The following is a 22,649-nucleotide window of genomic DNA, read 5'->3' on the forward strand; positions in this document are numbered from 1 at the left end:
AAAACTTGTATTGTATCTATATCATCCTAGTCGCATACCAGTTACAAAATGAGGCAACGTTTTCTTCCATTAGAGGAGAAAATTGACCTTGAAGTGATGGTGAATTTCGAAGCCCTTTATGTTGATTCTCTAGAGCAATAATGTCCTCACTCATGGCGTCATCAAGGCGCTGATAATAGGCCTGAGACTTTTCATTAAAACCAGGGAGCTCTGTTGTATTTTTTGGAAAACAAATGCTTTGACGTATTTGGCAGCGCTCTGAACTAATTGGAGTGGCTTCATAAACCCAGATCGCCTCTTGGCTTGCTGCAAAAGTCATATTTGGAAAAATCCAGCTATACCGAGCTCCAAGGCTCCAAGGCTCAGTTAAACTCGTCATTTTTGGTAAAGCGCTGAGTTGTTGCGTTTCAAGTAGGGCGCCAGTTCCAGAGGTAAGTCCAAACTGACTCGCATAGTCACCCAATGTAATGTCTGACTCTTCAGGCTTCCAATAGAGATTATCGATGCTGGTTGGGTGCACGTTGTTCAGGTGGTAGTATTCATTAAAAACATCTAAAAATGCCTTCCAATTACACTGCACTTCAAAGGCTTGACGCCGTGTCGTCACAAGATCGTTCAATGCCCAAGGCTTATGAAGTTTTGCAAAATCGCCTAACTGCTTCTCTAAACTTGTTGACTCACTCCCAATAAAAGCAAACAAAAAGCCTTCAACTTCTTTTAGGTCATACTCAATTAGTGAGTGCTCTGCGAAATCAAAATTTGGGTTTTTATCCATCTCTTTGGCGTGAATTAGGACTCCATCTTGTGAATATGTCCAGCCATGAAAAGGGCAACTAATTGCTTGGCATTGTCCGTTACCCTCTAACAACTTAGCGCCGCGATGCCTACAGGTATTTGCATATAACCGCAAAGCTTTATCTTGATCACGAATCAATAAAAGTGCTTGACCACATAACTCTAATGCTTCATATTCACCCGGAAGCATCAATCTATCTGCACGACCTAACCCTAACCATTGATCTGTAAAAATACGTTTTTTTTCTTGTGTAAAAATAGAATTCTGCCAATAGAATTCAAAAGGGAGGCTCCTTCTATGCGGCAGTGGTAACGTGCATAGCTTTAGATTTTTTAGTAGTTTATTTTCAATTTTCTCGCTGTTTTTCATCGTTAATTGTTTTAATTGATTTTTAAATAATACATTGTTATTTTGAATTACATTAGAGCATGAGTCTACCCATAATAAATATTTTGATAAATAATATATTAAATAGGATTACAATATAACCTCAACTATTTTTTTAATTACAGGGGAGAGTAATTTTGAAACACTTATACAAAATGCATTCAATAGGTTTGCAAAAAATAATTCCAGGTGTGCTTTTGAGCTTTTTTGTTACATTGGGCTTCTTTAGCCAATCGTCAATAGCTGCAAGTCACAAGGTTCTTAACTTAACAATACTTCATACAAATGATTTTCATGCTCGTTTTAGGCCTATCAGTAAGTACGATAATAATTGCTCTGCTGAGAATAATGCTGAAGGAAAATGTTTTGGCGGCTCCGCTCGTCTAATTACAGCAATTGAGGATGCACGTTCAAGACATGAAAATACAGTACTTTTAGATGGTGGTGATCAGTTCCAAGGGACTCTTTTCTATAACCTTTATAAGGGTAAGGTTGCAGCAGAAATGATGAATAAACTTGGTTACGATGGAATGACTGTTGGAAACCATGAGTTTGATGATGGCCCTGAAACCTTAAGAGCATTTATGGATGCGGTTAACTTTCCAGTGCTTATGGCAAATGCAAATGTTGATATGGAGCCAGAACTTAAGGGTAAGCTACAAAAATCAACGGTCATAGAGAGAAGTGGTCATAAAATTGGACTGATAGGCCTTGTTACAGAGGACGTTGTTGATATTTCGAGTCCTGGTGATAATATTATATTCACTGATGCTATTACTGCTGCGCAAGCTGAGGTCGATTCTTTGACAGCAGCTGGAGTTGGCATAATCATACTTATGTCACATTCTTCATACGAAATTGACAAAGAAATTGCAGCCAACACAACAGGTATTGATGTAATTGTTGGTGGTCATGATAATGCTTATCTATCAAATATTAGCGATAGAGCAAAAGGACCTTATCCAACCGTTGTTAATGGCACTCAAATTGTACAAGCTTATGCCTATGGTAAATACTTAGGTGAGCTCTCAGTTGTCTTTGATGATGAAGGTGAGGTTATCTCTGCAACAGGTGAGCCAATTACGATTGACGGCTCTGTCAATGAGAATAGTCAAATAGTTGCTCGCTTAGATGAATTAGAGAAGCCAATAACAGATCTTAAAGAAACTCTAGTTGGAAACGTTTCTAGCTCTTTAAATGGCGATAGAGCTGTTTGCCGAGTTCAAGAATGTGATATGGGTAATATGATAACGGACGCAATGAGAGCGGCAGGAATGGAAAAAGGTTATTCGATTGCTCTTGCAAACTCAGGAGGTATTCGAGCCTCTCTTGATGCTGGGCAGGTTACATTGGGCGAGATTATGACTATTCTTCCTTTCCAAAACACAATGTCAACTTTCAAAGTTACGGGTAAGCAGTTACTTGCAGCGATTGAAAATGGCGTTAGTCAAGTTGAGGATGGTTCGGGCCGATTCCCTCAGGTTTCAGGAATGCGCTTCTCATTTGATGCGTCAAAACCTACTAATGAAAGGGTGACTTCAATTGAAATCCAAGAGAGTAATGGGTCTTTTAGTGCTCTGAATCTATACGGTACATACGGTATGGTTTCTAATAACTTTATTCGTGCTGGTGGTGATGGTTATAAAATGTTCAGGTCTGCAACCGATATCTATGACTTTGGTCCAGATCTAGCCGATGTTGTTGTTGATTATATTAAGGCAAATCCAGGTTACTCAGGTTTCACTGATAATCGAATTACGCAAGTTAAGTAATTTTTAAAAGGGCCCTAATAGGGCCCTTTTTTTTATTAGTTTCTACTTTTAAATAGCTCAAAAACTGTTAAAAAAAGGGTCAAAAAAAACCATTGTTAATTCGAGGGTAATTAATAATCTTTCAAGGTATATTTTTTCACTAATAACTAATAGTTAGTTATTGTTAATTTAATTTATTTAGGGAGTTCTTATGAGCGACACAAGTTTATTTTTACAAGCTGGCGATTTTGTTGGCGTTTCATTCTGGATAGTGTCTGTGGCGATGGTTGCTGCTACAGTATTTTTCTTTTATGAAGGTATGGCAGTAAATAAAGAGTGGAGACTGTCAATGACAGTTGCAGGTTTGGTAACGTTGGTTGCCGCTGTCCACTATTATTACATGAGAGATTACTGGGTAGCTTCGGTTATCGCAGGAGCTCCTGATTCTCCAATCGTATATAGATATATCGACTGGTTAATTACAGTACCATTATTGATGATTGAATTCTTCATTATTCTGAAAGCAGTAGGCGCTTCAGTATCAACAAACTCTTTTTGGAGATTGTTAGTAGGAACTCTAGTCATGCTTATTGGTGGATTCGCAGGTGAGGCGCATTTAATGTCTGCTTCTATGGGATTTGTCATCGGTATGATAGGTTGGGCAATCATCATCTGGGAAATCTTCGGTGGTGAAGCTAGTAAAGCAGCTGAGGCAAATGCAAGCGTAAAGTCTGCATTTAATGCTCTTAGAATTATTGTTTTAGTAGGCTGGGCTATTTACCCTCTTGGATATGTCTTCGGATATATGATGGGAAGTGTAGATGCTGGAACTTTAAACATTGTTTATAACCTTGCAGATTTTGTTAACAAAATCTTATTTGGTTTAATTATTTGGAATGTTGCAGTGAAATCTAGTGAAGCTGTCAGCAAGAAGAAGTAAACATAACTTTAAATAAGTTCATAAAAAGCCCTCTTCATTGAGGGCTTTTTTTTTAGCTTTTTGTTAATAGATCGAATTTACTACAACTTATTCCTTCGACACCTTTCACTGCAGTAGAGGACGCTCTCCCAGTCTTTACGCCATTTTTTTCTCCAGGTGAAGGGCTTATTGCAAGTTTTACAAATCTTCTCTAATTTCATCGAGTATGGGCCTTAATAAATTTTTCTGCCTCACCAAAGATAAGCTCTTTCCTTTCTTGTGACATTCTGTCTAATAGTTTTGGTTGAAGGGATAATCTAGGATTGGATTCATAGAACTTTCTATTTTTTTGAATGAACCTCCAATAAAGCCCGTCAACTGCGTTGCACCATTCACCTTTTTTATAGTTACTCATTTTAAGCAGGTAATTTGAACCACAAGTGTATGGCTTGGTTGACATTAGGCCGCCATCAGAATAGGTTGCCATTCCGAACACATTTGGAACCATAACCCACTCAGAAGAGTCAATATACATCTCCATAAACCACCTGTATATTTCTTTGGGATCTATTTCGCAAAGATTCATCAGGTTGCTTATGACCATAAGTCTAGGGATATGATGGTTGTATCCATCTTGTATTGCAGTAATGATAGAATCATCTAAAGGGGCTATTCCAGTTGAACCTTCGTACCAGCTTGAAGTTAACTTGCCAGTATGGCCCCAATAGTTTTTATTTAATTGGTAGTCACCTTTTGTTTGATATACGCCTCTGATAAACTCACGCCAACCTAAGACTTGCCTTACAAAACCTTCCAATGAATTCATGGGAATGTGATAAGTATCGGCGCTATCTAGTAGGGTTTGAATAACTTTTTGAGGAGACAAAAGCCCTATATTCATTGGGGCGCTGATGCAGCTATGAAACAAAAAGTTTTTGCCTTCTAGCATTGCGTCTTCATAAATACCAAAATTAGCCATTCTCTTCTTTAAAAAATCTTCAAATTGACTCTCAGCATCACGTCGATTAACAGGAAACCATGGATTATCAAGGCTTCCAGGGTGGTCATTAAAATGCTGCGTAATGAGGCTACAAACTTCATCATGGTGTAACGATTGCTTAGTATTTGGCAGGCCAGGAATCAAAGTATTAGCAGGAATTTTTTTTCGATTTTCTGCATCAAATGACCATTTACCGCCCAAAGGCTTGTTGTCTTCATCCATCAAAATGTTGAATTTTTTCCTTGCGTGCTGATAGAAATTCCCCATTCTAAGGGCTTTTTTATCCTTCATTAGTGAATAAAGCTCTTCCCTAGAAAACATAAACATTGGCGACTGGTGAACTTTAAACTTAACATTACTCTTTGTTAAGCCTTCAAGTAATTCAGTTTCAAAGGTCTTGTCTTCAATTTCAAATACATTTGCCTGTTCTATTTCATTATCCAAAACGTAATCAACAAGGCACTCTAGATAAGATTGATTTTCAATTCGATCATTTAAGGCAAAGTATCCAACAGAGATGCACAAAGATTCTAGCTCTTCTTTGTACTCACGCATTGCACATAGAAACAAGTAAAGCTTGAGTTTGTGATGTTTTTCATAGCTACAAAGATCAAAGTCTTCTGCCATAAAGACCTCATTACAGCCCAGCTCTTGAAGTAATTTGGGCTCAAAGAGTTGGTTTCCTAGAATTACAAATATGCTTTTCATTTATGCTTAATTTTAGTTAATTAATAGCTATCAAATTTTAAAGCATCAAGTTATAAATTATTGATTTTATTCACTAAAAAATGTATAAAAAAAATGGATTATAAGTTCACCAAGTCTTCACTATTTCTTTACGTACCATCTATATAATATTTTGGTTGAAGCTAAAGTAAGAGAAAATTATGGATTCGTTTTTAAATTTCCTTGTACGTCAAAAAAAACTCGCATTATTATTTACGTTGTCAATTGTCGTATTAGGTTTTATGACGCTCCAAAAAATTCAGCGTGATACTTACCCGGTTATTGAATTTGATCGGCTCTCAATAAATACTTCTTACCCAAGCGCCTCTCCAAGAGATGTTGAGAAGAATATTACTAACGTAATTGAGAGCAAAATAAAGGGAATTTATGGTATCAAAGAGCTGACATCTACTTCATCTGAAGGGACATCTCGTATAAATATTGAAATTGATGAAGATGTTGATGACATTCAAGAGGTAAAGGCTAGTATTTCTGAGGCGGTCAATGAAATTGAAGACTTGCCAGAAGACGCTAATGACCCATTAGTAGTTGACAGGACAAGTACTGAGTGGCCAATCCTTACAATAGTAATCGGTGGAGATGACATCAATGTCGAGACTGCTAAAGCCATTGCCAATAATATTGAGAAAAATCTTTCTTTAATTGACGGTATTGCGAACATTAATATTGGTGGAGACTCTGAAAGAGAGGTGCAAATAAGAGTTAATCCAGAAAAGCTTTTACAATACCAACTCTCTTTTGATCAGGTAAGGAGCGCCATCGCTGATCAAAATATACGATCTGCTATTGGTGATAATAACCAAGGAAGAAATCAAAAGAATATCGTTATTATCTCTGAATATCAAGACAAAGAGTCTCTAGAGGACGTTGTTGTAAAGTCCAGCTATGATGGGCCAACAATTCTATTAAAGGACATTGCCTCAATTGATGAAGGTGAAATTGGTTTTAATACAATTACTCGAATTAATGGCACTAAGGGCTTCGTCCTCAAGGTTACAAAAACAGAAAAAGCAGACGTTATTAGAACCATTGAAAAAGTAAGAGAGACTTTGGATGTACTTAAAGAATCATACCCTTCAAATATCAATTTAATTGTTACCGATGACAGATCAAAGCCAGTATCTAACCGATTAAATATTGTAACTAACAATGCCTTAGTAGGGCTAGCCTTAATTATGGTTGTTTTAGGCTTATTTTTATCTTTTAAGACTGCATTCTGGGTTGCTATAAGTATTCCTGTGACTCTTTTAGGGACGGTTGCTTTTCTTGGCTTTGTAGGCGAAACAATTAACTTAATCTCATTAATTGGAATGGTTTTAGTCTTAGGCTTAGTTGTTGATGACAGCATTATCATAGCTGAAAGTATCCACCACTATAAAGAAAAGGGGGGTGATGTCTATCAAAATATTGTTGATGGCTTTAAAAGGGTAATCATGCCTGTTGTGACGACTATATTAACTACAATCCTTGCAATATCAACCGTTCTAATAATGAGTGGAACGACCGGTAAATTTATATACATATTACCTATTACTGTTATCTGCGCTTTAACATTCTCATTTCTTGAAGTGAGTATCGCTCTGCCTGCGCACATGTCTGGCAGTAAGGTCAGCAAACAAAAAACATGGTTTAAGCCTGTCGAAAGATGGTTTGAAAAAGTACTAGTTGCAATCCTTAGGTGGCGCTTTATAGTTTTAAGTCTTTTTATTGCGCTTCTTGCATTCAGTGCTTATGTTGGCATGAAGGAAATTACTTATATTCAGTGGCCATCGAGCGGCACAAACTCAATAAATATGCGCATTCAAACGCCACTTGGAACTCCCGTTGAAACAACTGAGCAGTCCATCATTAAAATTGATAATATTATTATGGATAAGGTGGGTTCAAACCTAGACTTTTTTACGAGCACAATTGGTTCAAGAGCCTCTAATCGAGCATCGATTGCTATTACCTTGACGCCAGCGAATGATCGCGCAATCTCTGCTAAAGAAATTATTGAGATCCTTAAAGAAGAAACCAAGGATATTGAAGGGGTTTCAAGGATTAACTTTAGAACAAATAGAGGTGGCCCGGGTGGAGCGTTAGATATTGAGTTAAGTCTAATTGGAAGTAATGATGTTCAGCGTCAGGCTGCTGTTGACCAACTTGAAAAAATACTTAGTAGCTACGACGGAGTCAGCGACATTGATCGTGATGACGATTTGAGTAAAAATCGAATTGAAGTCTTGTTGGATTATGAATCAATGGCAGGGTTAGGAATTCAATACCAGCAGGTATATAGTCACTTAAGAACCATATACTCTGGGATGGACGTTTCTGATGTTGATTTTAATAACACCAAGCTAAGCGTCAAAATGTATCTTGGTGATAGCAATTATTCTGATGACTATATTACAGAAACCTCTATCAGGAATAATCAGGGAAGGATGATCCCAATGTCTCAATTTGCAAGTGTGGTTGAGACTCCAGGTGATCCAAACTACAAGCACTTGAATGGTGAACGAGTTGTTAAGGTAAGTGCGGCAGTTGAAGACTCAGTAACCACCGCTCAATCTGTCTCAAAAAGAGCACTTGAGGAGCTTGATTTGATTAATAATTTTCCTGAAGTTCGTGCAATAGAAGGGGGGAGCTCATTTGAAGCAAAAGAGGCTTTAAGTGATTTTACTTTGGCACTAGGGTTTGCTGTCTTTGGTATATTCATGTTAATAGCGCTTCTTTTTAATTCATACTCTCAGCCGTTGTTAGTTATTCTTAGTATTCCTTTTGCTTTGATTGGTGTAGTTTGGGCTTTCTTCTTTCACTCTGAGCCATTTAGTTTTTTTGTTTTATTAGGGGTCTTAGCACTAGTGGGAGTTGTGGTAAATGATTCTTTAGTAATGATCAGCCACCTTAATTTTATTAAGCAAAGTCAAGACAAAGATAGTTCTTCAATCCAGTGGATTGCGATGGGTGCTAAAGACCGACTAAGGGCAGTAATATTAACTACCCTTACAACACTCGCAGGTGTGTTGCCGCTTATCTATGGTTTTGGAGGTAAAGACGCATTCTTGCAGCCAATGGTTATGGCGCTAGGGTACGGCTTACTATTTGGTACTTTTGTTACTTTGATACTTCTTCCTTGCCTTTATTCTTTAAACTTAGACTTAATTAACTGGATTAAAAAAATAAAAAATAGTCTATTGAAAACATGACACCCAAACAAAAGCACTATGTCTTTGTAATTGGTGGGGCCAATATTGATCTTCAGGGGTCTAGTGATAACCCGCTTTTATTAAAGGATTCAAACCCAGGTGAAATATCAATGTCTTCAGGAGGTGTTGGAAGGAATATTGCTGAGAACATGTCTAGGCTCAACATACCAACAAAAATATTTTCATATGTCGGATCTGATGCTCTTGGAAATTTTTTAATTGAGTCCACTCAAAAAGCGAATGTCGACACTTCATACATAAATAGGCATCCCACATTGCCAACCAGTCAATACCTGTCGGTGCTGGATGATAATAACGACATGCTGGTGTCAATCTCAGACATGAGAATTATTAATGAGATGTCAATTGATGACATTAGAAGCCACAAAGATGCCTTAAATCAAAGCTCTTTGATTGTAATTGATACAAACATCCCAGTCGATGTCATTGAGTACGTAACTGAAGAATTTAGCCATATTCCCTTATTTTTAGATACAGTATCGATTGCAAAGGCATCAAAGATAAAGCACCTTATTGGTAAATTTCATACCGTTAAGCCAAACAGATTAGAGTCTGAGCTAATTACTGGCATTAAAATTACAGATCAAAGCTCTATGCATAGTGCTGCAAAGAACATGTTTAAAAAGGGTTGCAAACAAATCTTTATTACTCTGGGTGATGAGGGTGTGTTTTATTATGACGGAAAAGATTATGGGATGTTTAATCAAAAAAAGATAGATGTAGTTAGTGCAAATGGTGCGGGAGATGCTTTTGTTGCTGGGATGGTATATGGTTTTTTAAATTTAAATGGCATTAAAGAAACAGTAAAATATGCATCAGCTGCTGCGATGATTGCATTAAAAAGTAAAAATACTATCAGTGATCAGTTATCAGTAGAAAATGTAGCACTATTATTAAAGGAACAGAGTAATGAAGCTGAATGATTATTTAGATTTTCACCCAGACGTTGAAAATGCACTAAAAAATAATCTGCCAATTGTTGCGCTCGAGTCTACTATTATCTCTCACGGAATGCCTTATCCTAAAAATATAGAGACTGCGTTGATGGTTGAAGAGACTGTTCAATCAAATAATGCTGTTCCAGCAACGATTGCAATTATTAAAGGGCGCTTAAAAATAGGTCTTACTGAAAAAGAAATTGAATTTTTAGCAACGAATGACGAGATTAAAAAGATCTCCAGGAGAGATCTTGCTATTGCTGTTTCACAGCAATTATCTGGTTCAACAACCGTTGCGTCAACAATGATTATTGCAAAACTTGCAAATATAGCGGTATTTGCAACAGGCGGAATAGGAGGTGTTCATAGAGGTGCTGAGACAACACTTGATATCTCTGCAGATCTTGATGAGCTCTCAAGAACAAATGTGTGCGTTGTTTGTGCTGGAGTAAAGTCTATACTGGATATAGGGCTAACTCTTGAGTATCTTGAAACTAAGGGCGTTCCAGTTATCGGCTATAAAACTTCCGAGTTACCAGCTTTTTACTCAACAAGATCTGGGTTTAATGTCGACTACAGGATTGATGCAGCAGCTGATATTGCAAATATATTAAAGACTAAATGGAATCTTTCTATTGATGGAGGAGTTTTAGTAGCAAACCCTATACCTATTGCATCTGAGCTTGAATCAAGTATTATGAATGAGGCAATTAATCAAGCTATAGTTGAGGCTAATAATGAAAAAATTACAGGCAAAAAAATAACACCTTATTTATTATCAAAAGTTAATGAAATTACAAAAGGTAAGAGCCTAGATGCCAACATCAAGTTGATTAAAAATAATGCAGACTTAGCGGCAAAAATTGCAGTGCATTTTTCTAAGAAGGATTAGTTACTCTTTTTCTCTTACGAAAAAATTAAACAATAGAATTATTGATACAAAACAAAGTATCAATAGCACAAGGATTCCTTGGTCTGACATGAAGTATTTTTTAATAGAAGCAACGGTTTTATTCATTGTTTCACTCTTGTCATAAGTTTGAATGCTTAGCACGGGCTCTTTCTTGCTGGGTTTTGCTTCAATAACTTCTTCTTTATTTTCATCAATCTGCGCCTCAACTAACTCATCTTCCTGAAGGAAATTTGGGGTTTCATCATAATCTTCATTCAGAGAGTTTAAGGGAAGCACCTGGTCTCTATCATCCCCTCCAGCATATGCAGAGCATATAAATAAAAGAGATAAGAGCAAGGTTGTTAGTAGTTTTTTCATAGAGCTTACAATAATATACCTTTTAGATAAAAATAATAAAATTTCTGCTTGATAAATTAAGAATAATTTGATGTAATTCTGTTACTATATTAATTAATTAAATCGGAGAAAATTATGGCAACTTATGAATGTAGTAATTGTGGAATGGGCGTTAATGCAACCTGCGCTAAATGTGATGAGCCACTTGTAGATGGCGTACTTAAGCTTGATGATGGCGGTGAAGTTCAAATCTCTGAGTGTCCAAATGGCCATGGAAAAATAAAATCACCAATGTGCTGTGGTAATGATATGAGCTGCACGATTTAAAAGCATTTTAAAGCTATTCCAATAACCTCTAGTATTATTAATACTAGGGGTTTTACTTATTAATAATTTAGAACATTCATCTCTATGAAAAGTTTACTTGCTCCAGAAGAAATTAAACAATTTAAGCGTGATGGTGCAGTCTTAATAAAAGGTAAATTTGATAAACAATGGATAGACAAGCTAAGAAGAGGTATTGATGAAGATATCAAAAACCCTAGCCCAAGGTTTGAAAGGCACACCAAAGATATAAATGCACCTGGTTACTTTGAAGATTTCTGGACCTGGGATCTTTATAAGGACTTTAAAGACTTCGTTTTTAACTCACCAACTGCAAAAATAGCATCCGAGCTCTTGGAAGCTAAAAAAATAAACTTAGTAATGGACAACTGGTTTTTTAGAGAAGCGGGATCAAAGTCTGGCGCTCCATTTCATCACGACATCTCCTACTTTGATTTTGAGGGCTCAATGTGTGTTCTTTGGCTTCCACTAGAACCTGTATCAAAGGAAGAGGGGATTACTTGGATTAAAGGCTCCCATCTTTGGGATAAGCTGTTCATTAGAACGCGATTCAATGAAGGACATCTTGTAGATGGAAAGGCTGGAATTGTCAATGGCAAAACTTATGATATTACGCCAGATATTCTTAATAATAAAGATGATTATGAATTTCTTCAGTGGGACCTTGAACTGGGAGATTGCATCTTTTTTGATATGCGAACGCTCCATGGAAGCTTAAATCAAGTAACGCCAAAAAAAGATATTCATCGATACACCTTAAGAATGGCTAAAGAGGGCTCTATGATTGAATATCGAGGTGATTGGGCCCAAGAAGAAAGAGCAATGATGGAGGCAAATGGGTATCAAAATGGTGATGATTTGGATGGCAAAATGTTTCCAACTTTACATGAAGAAATATAATTATGCATCACTTAGGATTAACATTAGCTTAAAAGCTTACTGTTAAATAACAACTCTCCTAGAAAGCGCCCAGGCATTAGCGTAAAAAATCCTGCAATTATTAATCCACCAACATAAAGATAAATCATTAAATAACGATGTTTTTTTGTTTTACCTTTTTTTATTGCACTATAGGCTGCTGGGCAGGTATAGATCGTCAATACACATAATAAATGTATAAGCCCAAAATGATTTAAAAGCAATCTTGGACCAGCAAATGCCGGTATAAATAGGGCAATAGATGCGGTTGTAAGCATCAATAGTAAGTAGATTTTTCCAAGAAATTTATGCTGAGTAGAGCCTTTTCGCCTAATCATCATATAGGTTCCAATTGCAAATGCAGGCAGAATTGTTGCTAGATGCGCATACACAAGTGTGTAATAATTTAAAGGGTACTCAATCATTATTAAACCACCAAAAAGAGGCTAATAGCTTTCTTTAAATGGTTTTTAAAGCGTTGATCAGGTTGCTAACATCCTCATGGGTGTTGTAGTGAACCATACTCGTCCTAACAACGCCATCATCCGTATCAATTCCAAGTGCCTTTAAACAGCGCCATGCATAAAAGTTATCATTTCGAGTAGCTATGCCTTGCTTAACCAGATCGCTACTTAATTCTTTGGAGGATTTATTATTCATAGTGAAGGCAATTGTAGGTGCTCTGTCTTTGTTACTTATTTTGGTTTTTCCTATAAGATTGATGTCATCTCGAGTGTTAATATAATCCAGCAACGGGTTTGCTATTTCCATTTCATGCTTAGCAATCAGTTCATTAACAGCTTCAATTTTTCCTCTAGTTGAAGCATCTTGGTCAGGGAAGTGATGTTCATATAAGTTGTTGAAGTACTCATAAACGCCTATTAAACAAGACAATTCTTCATGGTTTGGCCCACCTGGATTAAGTGTGTATGGAACATCTCCTTCAAGAAATTCGTGATTTTGATTAGGTAGCTTATTTAGAATGTCTTTTTTTCCATAAAGAAGGCCAAGGTGTGGGCCAAACGTCTTGTAGAGACTAAATGCGTAAAAATCAACATCTAAGTCCTTTACATCTGGAAAACCATGAGGCGCATAAGATACGCCATCACCAACAATATAAGCATCATACTCATGAACCAATTTTGCAATCGACTTAAGATTATTTATCGAGCCAACAATGTTAGAGCAATGGGTAACAGCTACTATTCTAGTTTTCTCTGATAAGAGAGCTTTTAAATCATCAATGTTAAGTTCAGCTGTTTCTGGATTGATTTGCCATTCTTTAATAATCATTCCATGCTCTGCTAGTCTTCGCCATGCGCCAACGTTTGCCTCATGGTCTTGGTTTGTAACGATGACCTCATCACCTGGCTTAAGGAGGCTTCTCATTGCGTTAGAAAGGACATACATATTCATTGTCGTTGAACCGCCTATAATTATTTCATCAGTTTTTGCATTAATCATCTCAGCAAAAAGCTTTGTAGCCTGGTCCATATTATCACCAGCAATGGCAGACGTATCAAATTCAGCATAGGGCTGTACTTTGGTAGATGTCATAAAATGGTTTAAGTGCTCTATAACGTTAGTCGGAACATAACTACCTCCAGCATTTTCAAAGAACGACCACTTCGAACTTTTTGGGTCACTAAAAGCTGGGAATTGCGCTTTGACGTAATCGACGTCTAATGAGATATTGTTACTTGGCATTGGAGCTCCTTATCAAAAAAAATACTACTAGGCAAATCTAATTTTTATAGTCTGCTTCTTCCTTATCTAAAATTCTTTTTAAAGCATCAAAATGCATATCTGATGCGTCATATTTTTGCCATTGCGCGGCAGTTTTTGTGGCAATCTCGTGTGATACTTGGTGCAATGCTTTGCCTGTTTTGTAAGCCCCAATGAGCGTTTCACAGGACCTCTCAAAATAAAAAAGGTCATCAAATGCTTTGGCAACTGTTTTTGCAGCAGTTAGAATGCCATGGTTACCCATTAACATTACCGAGTTATCCCCTAATATAGTGCTTAATCTCTCTGCTTCTTCACCAAGACCCATGCCGCTATATTCATAATCTATCGATACTTTTTCATAAAAGCGCATAGTATTTTGATCAATCGGCTTCATAGTCTTATCCTCTAAGCAGGATAAAATTGTTGCATACTTAGGATGGACATGAAGAATACACCTTGCTTGAGGATTATTTCTATGCAAAGCGCCATGAATTGCCCAAGCAGTTGGGTCAGGAGCATTAGGCTTAGACATTGTAGATTGATCATTTGAATCAACAAGAATAAGATCGCTTGCGCGAATCTGTGAGAAGTGCATTCCAATAGGGTTTAGAAGAAATTTTGAGCCATCTTCTGAAACTGCTAAACTAAAATGATTTGCAACGGCTTCATGCATATTTAGTCTTGCAGCCCAGCGAAAAGCTGCTGCAAGATCCGAACGTTCTTTTTTGAAGTCATTTGACATAGTTGATAAGTTTAACTGGAAGCTGATTAAATGGCAAAAAAAACTAGGTAGCTAATTAAATTAAGTCTGAGGTGTTCCAATTGTAGTAGTGTAGCTGAACATATCCGCTCTTCCTGTTGTAATTCGGAACTCAACTAGCCCTTTATCTTTTGCATAGGAGTGACGATTTAATATTACAACTGGGTCACCTTTATTAATATGAAGAATTTTTGCAGTTTCATCATCTGCAATGCCTGCAGTCAAAACTTCTTGAGAGGAGTTAATTTGAGTATCAAACTCTTTAAAAATAACGGCATAAAGAAGGTCAGGTATGTGAAGTGAAGGCTTTTGAAGCCCTTCTACAACGTCAGCAACCCACCAAGATTTTTCAATAATTATAGGATTTTTTTTATCAATATATCCCCTTCTTTCTAAATAAATAACATCATCACCCTGATTTATACCTAATTGAAATGAGATCTCAGAGGTCGCTTTAACTTTTTTTCTAATAGGGGTAGTTTTGTAAATTCGAATTGATGATCCAGTCTGGTTTCCATAACTAAAGAAGTTAAAAATACTGTTATCAAATCCATAGTCAGATATATAAGTTCCCTTGCCATGATGACGGTAAAGAACTTTATTGTGTTCAAGTTTATCAATAGCTTTTCTGACAGTACCAATGCTTACGTTAAGTAATTTTGAAAGTTGTGACTCAGATGGAATTAAATCACCAATGGTCAGATCACCACTGTTTATTTGACTATTTATATAATCTATAACAGTTTGGTATAGCTTTTTATTCATTTTAATAAGACTAACTTTTTGTTAAATTGTGATGACAATAGAGCAATCAGTATACTCATTTAGTTTTGTACTTTTTAGCATTAAATATTTTTTGTTGACTTTTATATATGTGCCGTGTACGATGTTTTACACATATATATGAGTTTCATTAGACATATATATGAATAAATATATGTTTTTATTAAATTGGCTATGCAATGGAATTTTTAAACTACTTTGATAATGTCTTCACTGTTTATCATATTGCTCTTCTGGTAGGAGGCACTTTTGCCGGTATTATCCTTGGGGCACTTCCAGGGCTAAGTCCAACAATGTCTGTGGCACTTCTTATCCCATTTACATTTCATATGAAGCCCGAAAGTGGGCTTATATTACTTGGCGCTATGTACACAGCAACTGTTGCTGGAGGTGCAATTAGCGCAATACTAGTCAACGTTCCTGGAGCCCCTGCAAACATTGCAACTGCATTGGATGGTCATAAAATGGCGCAGAATGGTAAAGCTAAGAATGCCCTACATTACTGTTTTATTAGCTCATTTGTTGGTGGTATTTTTGGAGTATTTATTCTCATATTTTTTACTCCACCACTTGCTGCATTGTCATTAAAGTTTATGTCTACAGAAATGTTTTGGGTGGCAATTCTAGGTATCACAATTATTGCAACTCTGGACTCAAAATCAGTCATTAAAGGCTTGTTATCAGGACTATTTGGATTAATGCTTGCAACAATTGGAGAGCACCCAACAAATGCAGTTGAAAGATTTGTTTTTACAGATCATCTTGAAAGTGGAGTTCATATTGTTGTTGGGTTAATCGGTTTATTTGCAATGCCTCAAGTCTGGAATCTTTTAGAGAATTTTTACGCTAAAAAGAACCAAGTTTTTTCAGCGACAGGTGATTCAACATTAACCCAATCTTTTAAACTTGTTTTTAGCAAACTTAAAGCTTTATCGATTGGATCTATTATTGGCTCGGTAATTGGAATTATTCCAGGCGCAGGAGGTCAGATTGCAGGTATTGTTGCTTATGACCAATCTAAAAAAGTAAGCGCAAATAGGGAGAACTATGGAAAAGGTGAGCCTGAAGCAATTATTGCTGCTGAAAGTGCTAACAATTCTATGGTTGGCCCCTCTCTAATTCCACTTCTTACTTTAAGTATTCCAGGTAGTCCTACTGCTGCAGTTCTTCTTGGTGGATTATTAATTCATGGAATATTCCCAGGCCACGATATATTTACTAAAAATCCTGAAGTTATATGGACTTTTATTGATTCACTAATAATCGCACAAATTCTAATGTTGATTATTGGTTTATTTCTTAGTAGACATAGTAAATGGATTATGAAAGTGCCTGACAACTATATGGCAGTTGGAATTTTATTACTTGCTGTATTTGGAACTTACAGTATCCAAAATAACTATTCTGATGTTTTGATTATGTTTATATTAGGAACCCTGATGTATTTTGGAAGTAAAGCTGGATTCAGTCCAGTTCCAGTTGTATTAGGTTTAATACTGGGAACAATGACAGAGGAAAAATTTCTACTCGGTAACCTTATAGGAAATGCCAAGGGAAGCTCTTTTCAGCACTTTACATCAGGAACAATTAATATTGTTCTAATATCGCTATGTATTGCTTCGATTGTGTACGGAGTATATTCCAGTCGAAAATCTCAAAAAATTAAAGCATGAATAGTCAAATCAAACTATCAACTGCTATTGTTACACTAGTTAGTGCCTTTCTAGTTTATTCATCATTTATTTTAGGTGATTCAGAGAACTATTTATTTCCGAGGCTCATTTCTGCAACTATTGCTATTTTATCGATAATGCTTTGGTTTGAGAAGGGTGAGGCTGACAAACCAACTAATTTTAAAGATTTAATGCCAGGCATAGCAATTGCCTCAGCATTTATCTTACTACTAAAAATACTGGGCTTCTACTTAGCTTCAATGATCGTATTCTTTACGCTTGTAATGTACTACACCAAGCCTATGGAATCAAAAGACTTTTGGCGTGTGTTACTCATAAAATTGGGTGTCGCATTTATGTTTACTTTTGCACTATATGGATTGTTTACACTTCTTTTAAAAGTTCATACACCAGAAGGTTTGTTTTAATAAAAAAGGAGAAAAAATGAAAATTATTAATATAACTAAAGTGGCCTTGTTAGCTGTAGCATCGATGATGTTATTGCCAGCTCAGGCTGATTATCCTGAAAAGCCAATTGGCGTAATGGTAGCTTATGGACCTGGTGGAGCGACAGATTTTCAAGCTAGAATTGCAACATTAGCCTCAGGAAAGGCGGACCTTATTGGCCAGCCAATCTATATCCTAAATAAGCCAGGTGCTGGAGGAAGAACAGGTTGGAATTGGTTTGCAAGTGAGGCTTCACAAGACGGCTATATGCTTGGTGCTTACAATGTTCCACACTTTATAGCGCAGTCAATTGTATTTGATACTAAGTACAATATCAATAACCTTGAGCCAATTGGAAATTGGGGTGCAGATCCTGCAGTTTTGATTGTTGGTAAAGATAGTCCATTTAACACGGTAGGAGAGTTGCTTGCACATGCTGAAGCAAATCCAGGCGCTGTTACAATTAGTGGCGCTGGAAAATTTGTTGGACACCATATCGCCTTCTTGCAGTTCGCAAAAGCATCTGGTGCAAATCTAACTTATATTCCTGCTTCGGGTGGAGTAGATGCCCTAAGAATGGTTAAAGCTGGAGAGACAGTTGCTGGCTTTAATAATCTATCTGACTCTGCAAGAAGTGCAGCTGATCTAAAGATATTAGCTGTTGCTGACCTAACGAGACATGACTACTTGCCAGATGTTCCTACGCTTATGGAAAGCGGTGTTGACGTTGACGATTCAAGTGTTAACTTCCGAGGGTTAATGGTTCCTTCTGGAACACCTCAAGATGTTGTAGATTACCTTGCGAGCAAAGTTCCTGCAATGTTTAATGAAGGGAAAACACAAGGAAAAATGAAGTCTACTAACTCGCCATCAAGAGTGATGTCTAGAGATGAAGTCATTGCCATGTGGAATGAAAGACAAGCTTATCTTACTGAGCTCCTAGCGGGTCTCAAGTAAAGTAAAATTTGCTGAAATATTTTTTACTGGAGAACTATTAAAGCTCTCCAGTAAATTCTTATAATTCATATAAATAAGTAATGACTATTAAACAAAAATCATCAATAGCAAGTATTGTCATTGATGCAAGAAAAGCACAATCAATTATTAATGATTATTCTCAAGAGCAGATTGATGAATTAATTCTGGCAGTTGCCTGGGAAGTAATTCAGCCTGAAAATAATCAAAAACTTTCTGAGATGGCAGTAAAACATACTGGTCTTGGAAATGTTGAAGACAAGATGAGAAAAAATCGAAGAAAAACTATTGGGCTCCTCAGAGATCTAAAAGGTGTCAAAACTGTTGGAGTTATTAATCAAGATATTAAAAAAGGCCTAACTGAGATTGCAAGGCCAGTTGGTGTGATTGGCGCAATTGTGCCCTCAACAAACCCTATTGCAACCCCTTTAAATAAAGTAATTAATGCACTTAAATGTAGAAATGCAGTCATATTGGCGCCATCACCAAAAGGTGCATTGGTTTGCAGTAGAGTAGTTGAACTAATGCAAAAAGCCATTCAGCGTATTGGAGCACCTAAAAATATCGTTCAATCATTGTCTGTACCAATCAGCAAAGATGATACGAACGAATTATCAAAACTTGTTGATTTAATTGTGGCGACTGGATCACAAAATAATATACAAAGAGCATTGCAAAGTGGCACCCCAACGCTAGGTGTTGGAGTTGGTAACGTTCCTGCCATAGTAGACGATAGTGCTAATTTAGATGATGCATCTCACAAAATTATGACTTCAAAGACTTTTGATAATGCAACAAGTTGCTCTTCAGAGAACAGTATTATTGTTCTAGATAGTATTTATGATGCACTAATTAAATCTCTTGAAAAAGAGGGTGGATCATTGTTAAATTCAAAGGAAAAAGCCGTCCTTGCAAAAAACATGTGGAGTAAAGAAGGCGTCATAAACCGAAATATAATTGCAAAAAAATCTAATGAAATTGCTTCTTTAGCTGGACTTAATGATAAACATATGAATTCGAAGTTCCTTATGGTTGAAGAGGAAAATGTTGGCAATGATTACCCATTTTCAATGGAAAAACTCTCACCCGTTTTGGCAGTTTATAGAGTTAAAAATTTTGATCATGCCGTTGAAATTGCAACCACCATTCTTGACAATCAAGGCAAAGGACATTCTTGCAGTATACATAGTGAAAATAAAGATAATATTTTTAGACTTGGAAATGAGTTACCTGTTTGTAGAGTTATAGTAAATCAAGCGCATTGTTTTGCAACTGGTGGTAACTTTGATAACGGACTTCCATTTTCATTATCGATGGGCTGCGGAACATGGGGTAATAATATTACAGATGAAAACTTAAATTATAAGCACTACCTAAATATAACCAAAATAGTTAAGACCATTAAAACTGATGAGCCCTCTGAAGATGATATCTTTTCTAGTTACTGGAAAAAATATTCATTAACGCCTTCTACTATTACAGAGCTGGTTAATCAATTTGCAGAAACTACGCCAAATAAAAACTATTTGATTGATGCAGATTTAGACCTTCATATTTCATATGGTCAGCTTAAAAAAGATATTTTGAAGCTAGGTATCTTTTTTCAGAAAAACAATATTCATACGCGTGATAAAGTTGGGTTTATGCTTGATAATGGCTATGCATCATCACTTCTTTTTATTGCGGCAATGTATCACGGCATAACAATTGTGCCATTAAATGTGTTGGCAGGAGCTAAACAAATTAAGTACACAATAGAACACTCAGAGTGCAAGCTAATACTCGCCTCTAAGATCTATATTGACAAGTTCAGTGATATTCTTGAAGCCTCAAATGTCCAAGTAACTTGTCATGAAAAAGCAAATGACTTAGAAATTGATAACCATAAAATTGTTAATTCAACTCCTAAGACTTTATTGTCAGATACGCCGGCAGTATTGATTTATACATCAGGTACAACTGGCGTGCCAAAAGGGGTTCTTCTTTCCCACAAAAATGTTTTAGCTGGAGGTAAAAACACCGCTTTAGCGCATGAAATTAATAAAGATGATGTATCTTTTTGCGTGCTGCCTCTTTACCATATTAACGCTGAAATGGTTTCCATTGCAAGCGCCCTAGTAAGTAATAGCTGCGTTGTTATTGTTAGCAAGTTTAGTGTTACTAATTTTTGGAATATTATTGACAAATATAAATGCACTTGGTTTAGTGTTGTTCCTACGATTATTAATTATTTGCTTAATGATAATTTTGATATAAGTTCATTGAATCTTAAAAACCTACGCTTTGGTAGGTCTGCATCAGCACCTCTTTCTCCTGAAGTCCATAAAAAATTTGAAAAAGTATTTAATGTTAAAATTATTGAAACAATGGGCCTCACTGAAACGTCAGCTCAAATCCTTTCAAATCCCATGGATCAATATAAGCATGGCTCTGCAGGAAGGCCTTATGGCAATGAAGTTAAAATTATAGATGACTCTGGAAATTACCTAGCTTTTGGAAACATTGGTGAACTAGTTATTAAAGGTGATAACGTTCTTTTAGAGTATTTTAAAAACGAAGAGGCGACAGCAGAGGCTTTTAATAAAGATGGTTATTTTTTGACTGGCGACCTTGGTGTTGAAGATGAGGATGGTTTCTTTTTTATAACTGGCAGAAAGAAAGAGTTAATTATTAAAGGTGGAGAAAACATATCACCTAGAGAGATTGATGACACGCTTTATAAACATAATGCCGTGTTGGAGGCATGCACATTTGGTATTAAAGATGAAAACTATGGTGAAGAAATTTCAGCTTGTGTTTTTTTGAAAGATAATTTATTTGTTAATGAAGAAGAATTACTTGCACTTTGTACAGCAGATCTTGGAGAATATAAGACGCCTAGTCAAATAATTTTTGTTGATAAGCCATTACCTAAAGGTCCATCTGGAAAAATTCAACGTCTTAAAATCGCAAGTCACTATAGTCATACCTAATTGAGTATTAAGTTTTTAGAGTTTAAGCCTTAATTGAATTAAGGCATTTTCGGGTAAACTATGATGAACTTAATTAAGGCAATATAATGGTGCTATTAGAAGATTTATCCAGCAAAGCTAAAGCTAAATTTCCACGAATCTTATTACCCGAATCTAGTGACTCTCGAGTCTTAGAGGCGGCTCAAATTCTTTCGAGTCAAAAAATTGCTCAAATTGTGCTTTTTGACATAAATTCAGACCATTCTCTTGGTATAGAAACAATTAACCGTGAAAACGAAGATTTGAAGGCCAAGTATGCCCAAACCTTGTTTGAGATAAGAAAGCACAAGGGTGTTACTTTAGAGATTGCTCTTGAAATGATATCAAACCCAACTATATTTGCAATGATTGCCCTTCATAGAGGCGATGTGGATGGTGTTGTCACGGGTGCTATAACTCCAAGCCAAGAGGTTCTTAGTAATGCACTTCGAATTATTGGCGTTTCTAAAGGCAGTAAACTAGTATCGAGTTTATTTCTAATGGCGTTTGATCAGAATCATAAAATGTATGGTGAAAATATGATTTTTTCAGATTGCGCAATGAATATTAATCCCAACTCTGAAGAGCTTGTGGAAATAGCCCAAAGCGCCTATGAAACGGCAAAATTGTTTTTAGAGGAAGATCCTAAGTTGGCTATGCTTTCATTTTCAACAAATCAAAGTGCAAATCATTCAGAAGTTGATAAAGTAAGAGAGGCAACTGATATTCTAAAGTCTAGGCTTGTAGATGCTCAAATAATAGGCAACATTCAACTTGACGCTGCTCTAGATAACGAGGTCTTAAAAATTAAATATCCTGACGCTTCATTTACACCACCTGCAAACGTCTTAATTTTTCCAAACCTTGATGCTGCAAACATTGGCTATAAGCTGGTTCAGAGATTTTCAGGAGCCAAAGCAATTGGCCCAATTCTACAGGGGCTGGCAAAACCAGTTAATGACTTATCTAGGGGTTGTAGCGTGGATGAGATTGTTAATACTGTGGTAATTACTGCAAATCAATGTAGTTAG

General features: G+C 36.4%; 20 protein-coding genes. 12 read left to right on the top strand and 8 right to left on the bottom strand.

Annotated elements, in window-relative coordinates:
- Positions 1–16 precede the first annotated feature (16 nt).
- On the bottom strand, positions 17–1,165 hold the full coding sequence (locus tag ABXT49_RS04340) for an aromatic ring-hydroxylating oxygenase subunit alpha (protein WP_416653498.1): 1,149 nt from the start codon (positions 1,163–1,165) through the stop codon (positions 17–19).
- A 173-nt stretch (positions 1,166–1,338) separates the two neighbouring features.
- Here ABXT49_RS04340 and ABXT49_RS04345 point away from each other — a divergent pair, with 173 nt between their 5' ends.
- Complete coding sequence (locus ABXT49_RS04345) at positions 1,339–2,955, top strand: bifunctional metallophosphatase/5'-nucleotidase (RefSeq protein WP_416653525.1); 1,617 nt, start codon at positions 1,339–1,341, stop codon at positions 2,953–2,955.
- 190 nt (positions 2,956–3,145) lie between these two features.
- Positions 3,146–3,874 (top strand): bacteriorhodopsin-like, encoded by a 729-nt coding sequence (locus ABXT49_RS04350; protein WP_416653499.1) that lies wholly within the window; start codon positions 3,146–3,148, stop codon positions 3,872–3,874.
- 80 nt (positions 3,875–3,954) lie between these two features.
- Here ABXT49_RS04350 and ABXT49_RS04355 read toward each other — a convergent pair whose 3' ends face one another.
- Complete coding sequence (locus ABXT49_RS04355; protein WP_416653500.1) at positions 3,955–4,074, bottom strand: DUF2256 domain-containing protein; 120 nt, start codon at positions 4,072–4,074, stop codon at positions 3,955–3,957.
- Positions 4,071–5,561: a cryptochrome/photolyase family protein gene (locus ABXT49_RS04360; RefSeq protein WP_416653501.1), complete on the bottom strand. Its 1,491-nt coding sequence runs from the start codon at positions 5,559–5,561 to the stop codon at positions 4,071–4,073. Before ABXT49_RS04360 ends, ABXT49_RS04355 begins: the two co-directional genes overlap by 4 nt.
- 179 nt (positions 5,562–5,740) lie before the next feature.
- Here ABXT49_RS04360 and ABXT49_RS04365 point away from each other — a divergent pair, with 179 nt between their 5' ends.
- The 3 genes from ABXT49_RS04365 to ABXT49_RS04375 are packed head-to-tail and all read left to right on the top strand — an operon-like array spanning position 5,741 to position 10,642.
- Entirely contained in the window at positions 5,741–8,791 is a 3,051-nt protein-coding gene (locus ABXT49_RS04365) for an efflux RND transporter permease subunit (protein WP_416653502.1), read from the top strand.
- On the top strand, positions 8,788–9,735 hold the full coding sequence (locus ABXT49_RS04370) for a carbohydrate kinase family protein (RefSeq protein ID WP_416653503.1): 948 nt from the start codon (positions 8,788–8,790) through the stop codon (positions 9,733–9,735). Before ABXT49_RS04365 ends, ABXT49_RS04370 begins: the two co-directional genes overlap by 4 nt.
- Positions 9,722–10,642, top strand: a complete 921-nt coding sequence (locus tag ABXT49_RS04375; RefSeq protein ID WP_416653505.1) for a pseudouridine-5'-phosphate glycosidase — start codon at positions 9,722–9,724, stop codon at positions 10,640–10,642. The genes ABXT49_RS04370 and ABXT49_RS04375 overlap by 14 nt, the downstream gene beginning before the upstream one ends.
- Here the strand turns inward: ABXT49_RS04375 and ABXT49_RS04380 are convergent, their stop codons facing one another.
- The gene (locus tag ABXT49_RS04380) at positions 10,643–11,020 is read right to left on the bottom strand and encodes a hypothetical protein (RefSeq protein ID WP_416653506.1); all 378 of its coding nucleotides are present in this window, start codon (positions 11,018–11,020) and stop codon (positions 10,643–10,645) included.
- 114 nt (positions 11,021–11,134) lie between these two features.
- Here ABXT49_RS04380 and ABXT49_RS04385 point away from each other — a divergent pair, with 114 nt between their 5' ends.
- Both ABXT49_RS04385 and ABXT49_RS04390 read left to right on the top strand, forming a co-directional pair.
- Positions 11,135–11,326 carry a hypothetical protein gene (locus ABXT49_RS04385; protein WP_416653508.1) on the top strand — a complete coding sequence of 64 codons (192 nt, stop codon included), beginning with the start codon at positions 11,135–11,137 and terminating at the stop codon, positions 11,324–11,326.
- Between the two features lie 84 nt (positions 11,327–11,410).
- Entirely contained in the window at positions 11,411–12,244 is an 834-nt protein-coding gene (locus ABXT49_RS04390) for a phytanoyl-CoA dioxygenase family protein (protein WP_416653509.1), read from the top strand.
- Positions 12,245–12,267: 23 nt separating this feature from the next.
- Here ABXT49_RS04390 and ABXT49_RS04395 read toward each other — a convergent pair whose 3' ends face one another.
- Genes ABXT49_RS04395 through ABXT49_RS04410 form a run of 4 tightly spaced genes read right to left on the bottom strand, consistent with a single transcriptional unit; the run spans position 12,268 to position 15,515 of the window.
- Positions 12,268–12,687: a DUF2306 domain-containing protein gene (locus ABXT49_RS04395; RefSeq protein WP_416653510.1), complete on the bottom strand. Its 420-nt coding sequence runs from the start codon at positions 12,685–12,687 to the stop codon at positions 12,268–12,270.
- Positions 12,688–12,721: 34 nt separating this feature from the next.
- Positions 12,722–13,969, bottom strand: a complete 1,248-nt coding sequence (locus ABXT49_RS04400) for an aminotransferase class V-fold PLP-dependent enzyme (RefSeq protein WP_416653511.1) — start codon at positions 13,967–13,969, stop codon at positions 12,722–12,724.
- 37 nt (positions 13,970–14,006) lie between these two features.
- A complete protein-coding gene (locus ABXT49_RS04405) occupies positions 14,007–14,732 on the bottom strand; it encodes a class II aldolase and adducin N-terminal domain-containing protein (protein ID WP_416653512.1) in 726 nt (241 codons plus the stop codon).
- A gap of 60 nt (positions 14,733–14,792) precedes the next feature.
- A complete protein-coding gene (locus ABXT49_RS04410) occupies positions 14,793–15,515 on the bottom strand; it encodes a GntR family transcriptional regulator (RefSeq protein ID WP_416650632.1) in 723 nt (240 codons plus the stop codon).
- 197 nt (positions 15,516–15,712) lie between these two features.
- On the opposite strand from ABXT49_RS04410, the gene ABXT49_RS04415 reads away from it, so the two are divergent.
- The 5 genes from ABXT49_RS04415 to pta all read left to right on the top strand — a co-directional run bounded on the left by ABXT49_RS04415 (position 15,713) and on the right by pta (position 22,649).
- A complete protein-coding gene (locus tag ABXT49_RS04415; RefSeq protein ID WP_416650634.1) occupies positions 15,713–17,206 on the top strand; it encodes a tripartite tricarboxylate transporter permease in 1,494 nt (497 codons plus the stop codon).
- Entirely contained in the window at positions 17,203–17,634 is a 432-nt protein-coding gene (locus ABXT49_RS04420) for a tripartite tricarboxylate transporter TctB family protein (RefSeq protein WP_416650636.1), read from the top strand. Before ABXT49_RS04415 ends, ABXT49_RS04420 begins: the two co-directional genes overlap by 4 nt.
- A 16-nt stretch (positions 17,635–17,650) precedes the next feature.
- The gene (locus tag ABXT49_RS04425) at positions 17,651–18,610 is read left to right on the top strand and encodes a Bug family tripartite tricarboxylate transporter substrate binding protein (RefSeq protein WP_416650638.1); all 960 of its coding nucleotides are present in this window, start codon (positions 17,651–17,653) and stop codon (positions 18,608–18,610) included.
- A gap of 80 nt (positions 18,611–18,690) precedes the next feature.
- On the top strand, positions 18,691–21,600 hold the full coding sequence (gene sauS, locus ABXT49_RS04430; protein WP_416650640.1) for an acylating sulfoacetaldehyde dehydrogenase: 2,910 nt from the start codon (positions 18,691–18,693) through the stop codon (positions 21,598–21,600).
- Positions 21,601–21,686: 86 nt separating this feature from the next.
- The gene (gene pta / locus ABXT49_RS04435; RefSeq protein ID WP_416650642.1) at positions 21,687–22,649 is read left to right on the top strand and encodes a phosphate acetyltransferase; all 963 of its coding nucleotides are present in this window, start codon (positions 21,687–21,689) and stop codon (positions 22,647–22,649) included.

Source organism: Candidatus Pseudothioglobus sp. Uisw_086 (assembly GCF_048085745.1).
Taxonomy (GTDB): domain Bacteria; phylum Pseudomonadota; class Gammaproteobacteria; order PS1; family Pseudothioglobaceae; genus Pseudothioglobus.

Excerpts from the sequence above, each read along its gene's own strand:
- ABXT49_RS04385 (WP_416653508.1), top strand. The coding sequence starts at position 11,135 with ATGGCAACTTATGAATGTAGTAATTGTGGAATGGGCGTTAATGCAACC.
- ABXT49_RS04395 (WP_416653510.1), bottom strand. The coding sequence starts at position 12,687 with ATGATTGAGTACCCTTTAAATTATTACACACTTGTGTATGCGCATCTA.
- ABXT49_RS04360 (WP_416653501.1), bottom strand. The coding sequence starts at position 5,561 with ATGAAAAGCATATTTGTAATTCTAGGAAACCAACTCTTTGAGCCCAAA.
- ABXT49_RS04355 (WP_416653500.1), bottom strand. The coding sequence starts at position 4,074 with ATGAAATTAGAGAAGATTTGTAAAACTTGCAATAAGCCCTTCACCTGG.
- ABXT49_RS04370 (WP_416653503.1), top strand. The coding sequence starts at position 8,788 with ATGACACCCAAACAAAAGCACTATGTCTTTGTAATTGGTGGGGCCAAT.
- ABXT49_RS04390 (WP_416653509.1), top strand. The coding sequence starts at position 11,411 with ATGAAAAGTTTACTTGCTCCAGAAGAAATTAAACAATTTAAGCGTGAT.
- ABXT49_RS04350 (WP_416653499.1), top strand. The coding sequence starts at position 3,146 with ATGAGCGACACAAGTTTATTTTTACAAGCTGGCGATTTTGTTGGCGTT.
- sauS (WP_416650640.1), top strand. The coding sequence starts at position 18,691 with ATGACTATTAAACAAAAATCATCAATAGCAAGTATTGTCATTGATGCA.
- ABXT49_RS04375 (WP_416653505.1), top strand. The coding sequence starts at position 9,722 with ATGAAGCTGAATGATTATTTAGATTTTCACCCAGACGTTGAAAATGCA.
- ABXT49_RS04400 (WP_416653511.1), bottom strand. The coding sequence starts at position 13,969 with ATGCCAAGTAACAATATCTCATTAGACGTCGATTACGTCAAAGCGCAA.
- ABXT49_RS04425 (WP_416650638.1), top strand. The coding sequence starts at position 17,651 with ATGAAAATTATTAATATAACTAAAGTGGCCTTGTTAGCTGTAGCATCG.
- ABXT49_RS04410 (WP_416650632.1), bottom strand. The coding sequence starts at position 15,515 with ATGAATAAAAAGCTATACCAAACTGTTATAGATTATATAAATAGTCAA.
- ABXT49_RS04340 (WP_416653498.1), bottom strand. The coding sequence starts at position 1,165 with ATGAAAAACAGCGAGAAAATTGAAAATAAACTACTAAAAAATCTAAAG.
- ABXT49_RS04415 (WP_416650634.1), top strand. The coding sequence starts at position 15,713 with ATGGAATTTTTAAACTACTTTGATAATGTCTTCACTGTTTATCATATT.
- ABXT49_RS04345 (WP_416653525.1), top strand. The coding sequence starts at position 1,339 with ATGCATTCAATAGGTTTGCAAAAAATAATTCCAGGTGTGCTTTTGAGC.
- ABXT49_RS04405 (WP_416653512.1), bottom strand. The coding sequence starts at position 14,732 with ATGTCAAATGACTTCAAAAAAGAACGTTCGGATCTTGCAGCAGCTTTT.
- pta (WP_416650642.1), top strand. The coding sequence starts at position 21,687 with ATGGTGCTATTAGAAGATTTATCCAGCAAAGCTAAAGCTAAATTTCCA.
- ABXT49_RS04420 (WP_416650636.1), top strand. The coding sequence starts at position 17,203 with ATGAATAGTCAAATCAAACTATCAACTGCTATTGTTACACTAGTTAGT.
- ABXT49_RS04365 (WP_416653502.1), top strand. The coding sequence starts at position 5,741 with ATGGATTCGTTTTTAAATTTCCTTGTACGTCAAAAAAAACTCGCATTA.
- ABXT49_RS04380 (WP_416653506.1), bottom strand. The coding sequence starts at position 11,020 with ATGAAAAAACTACTAACAACCTTGCTCTTATCTCTTTTATTTATATGC.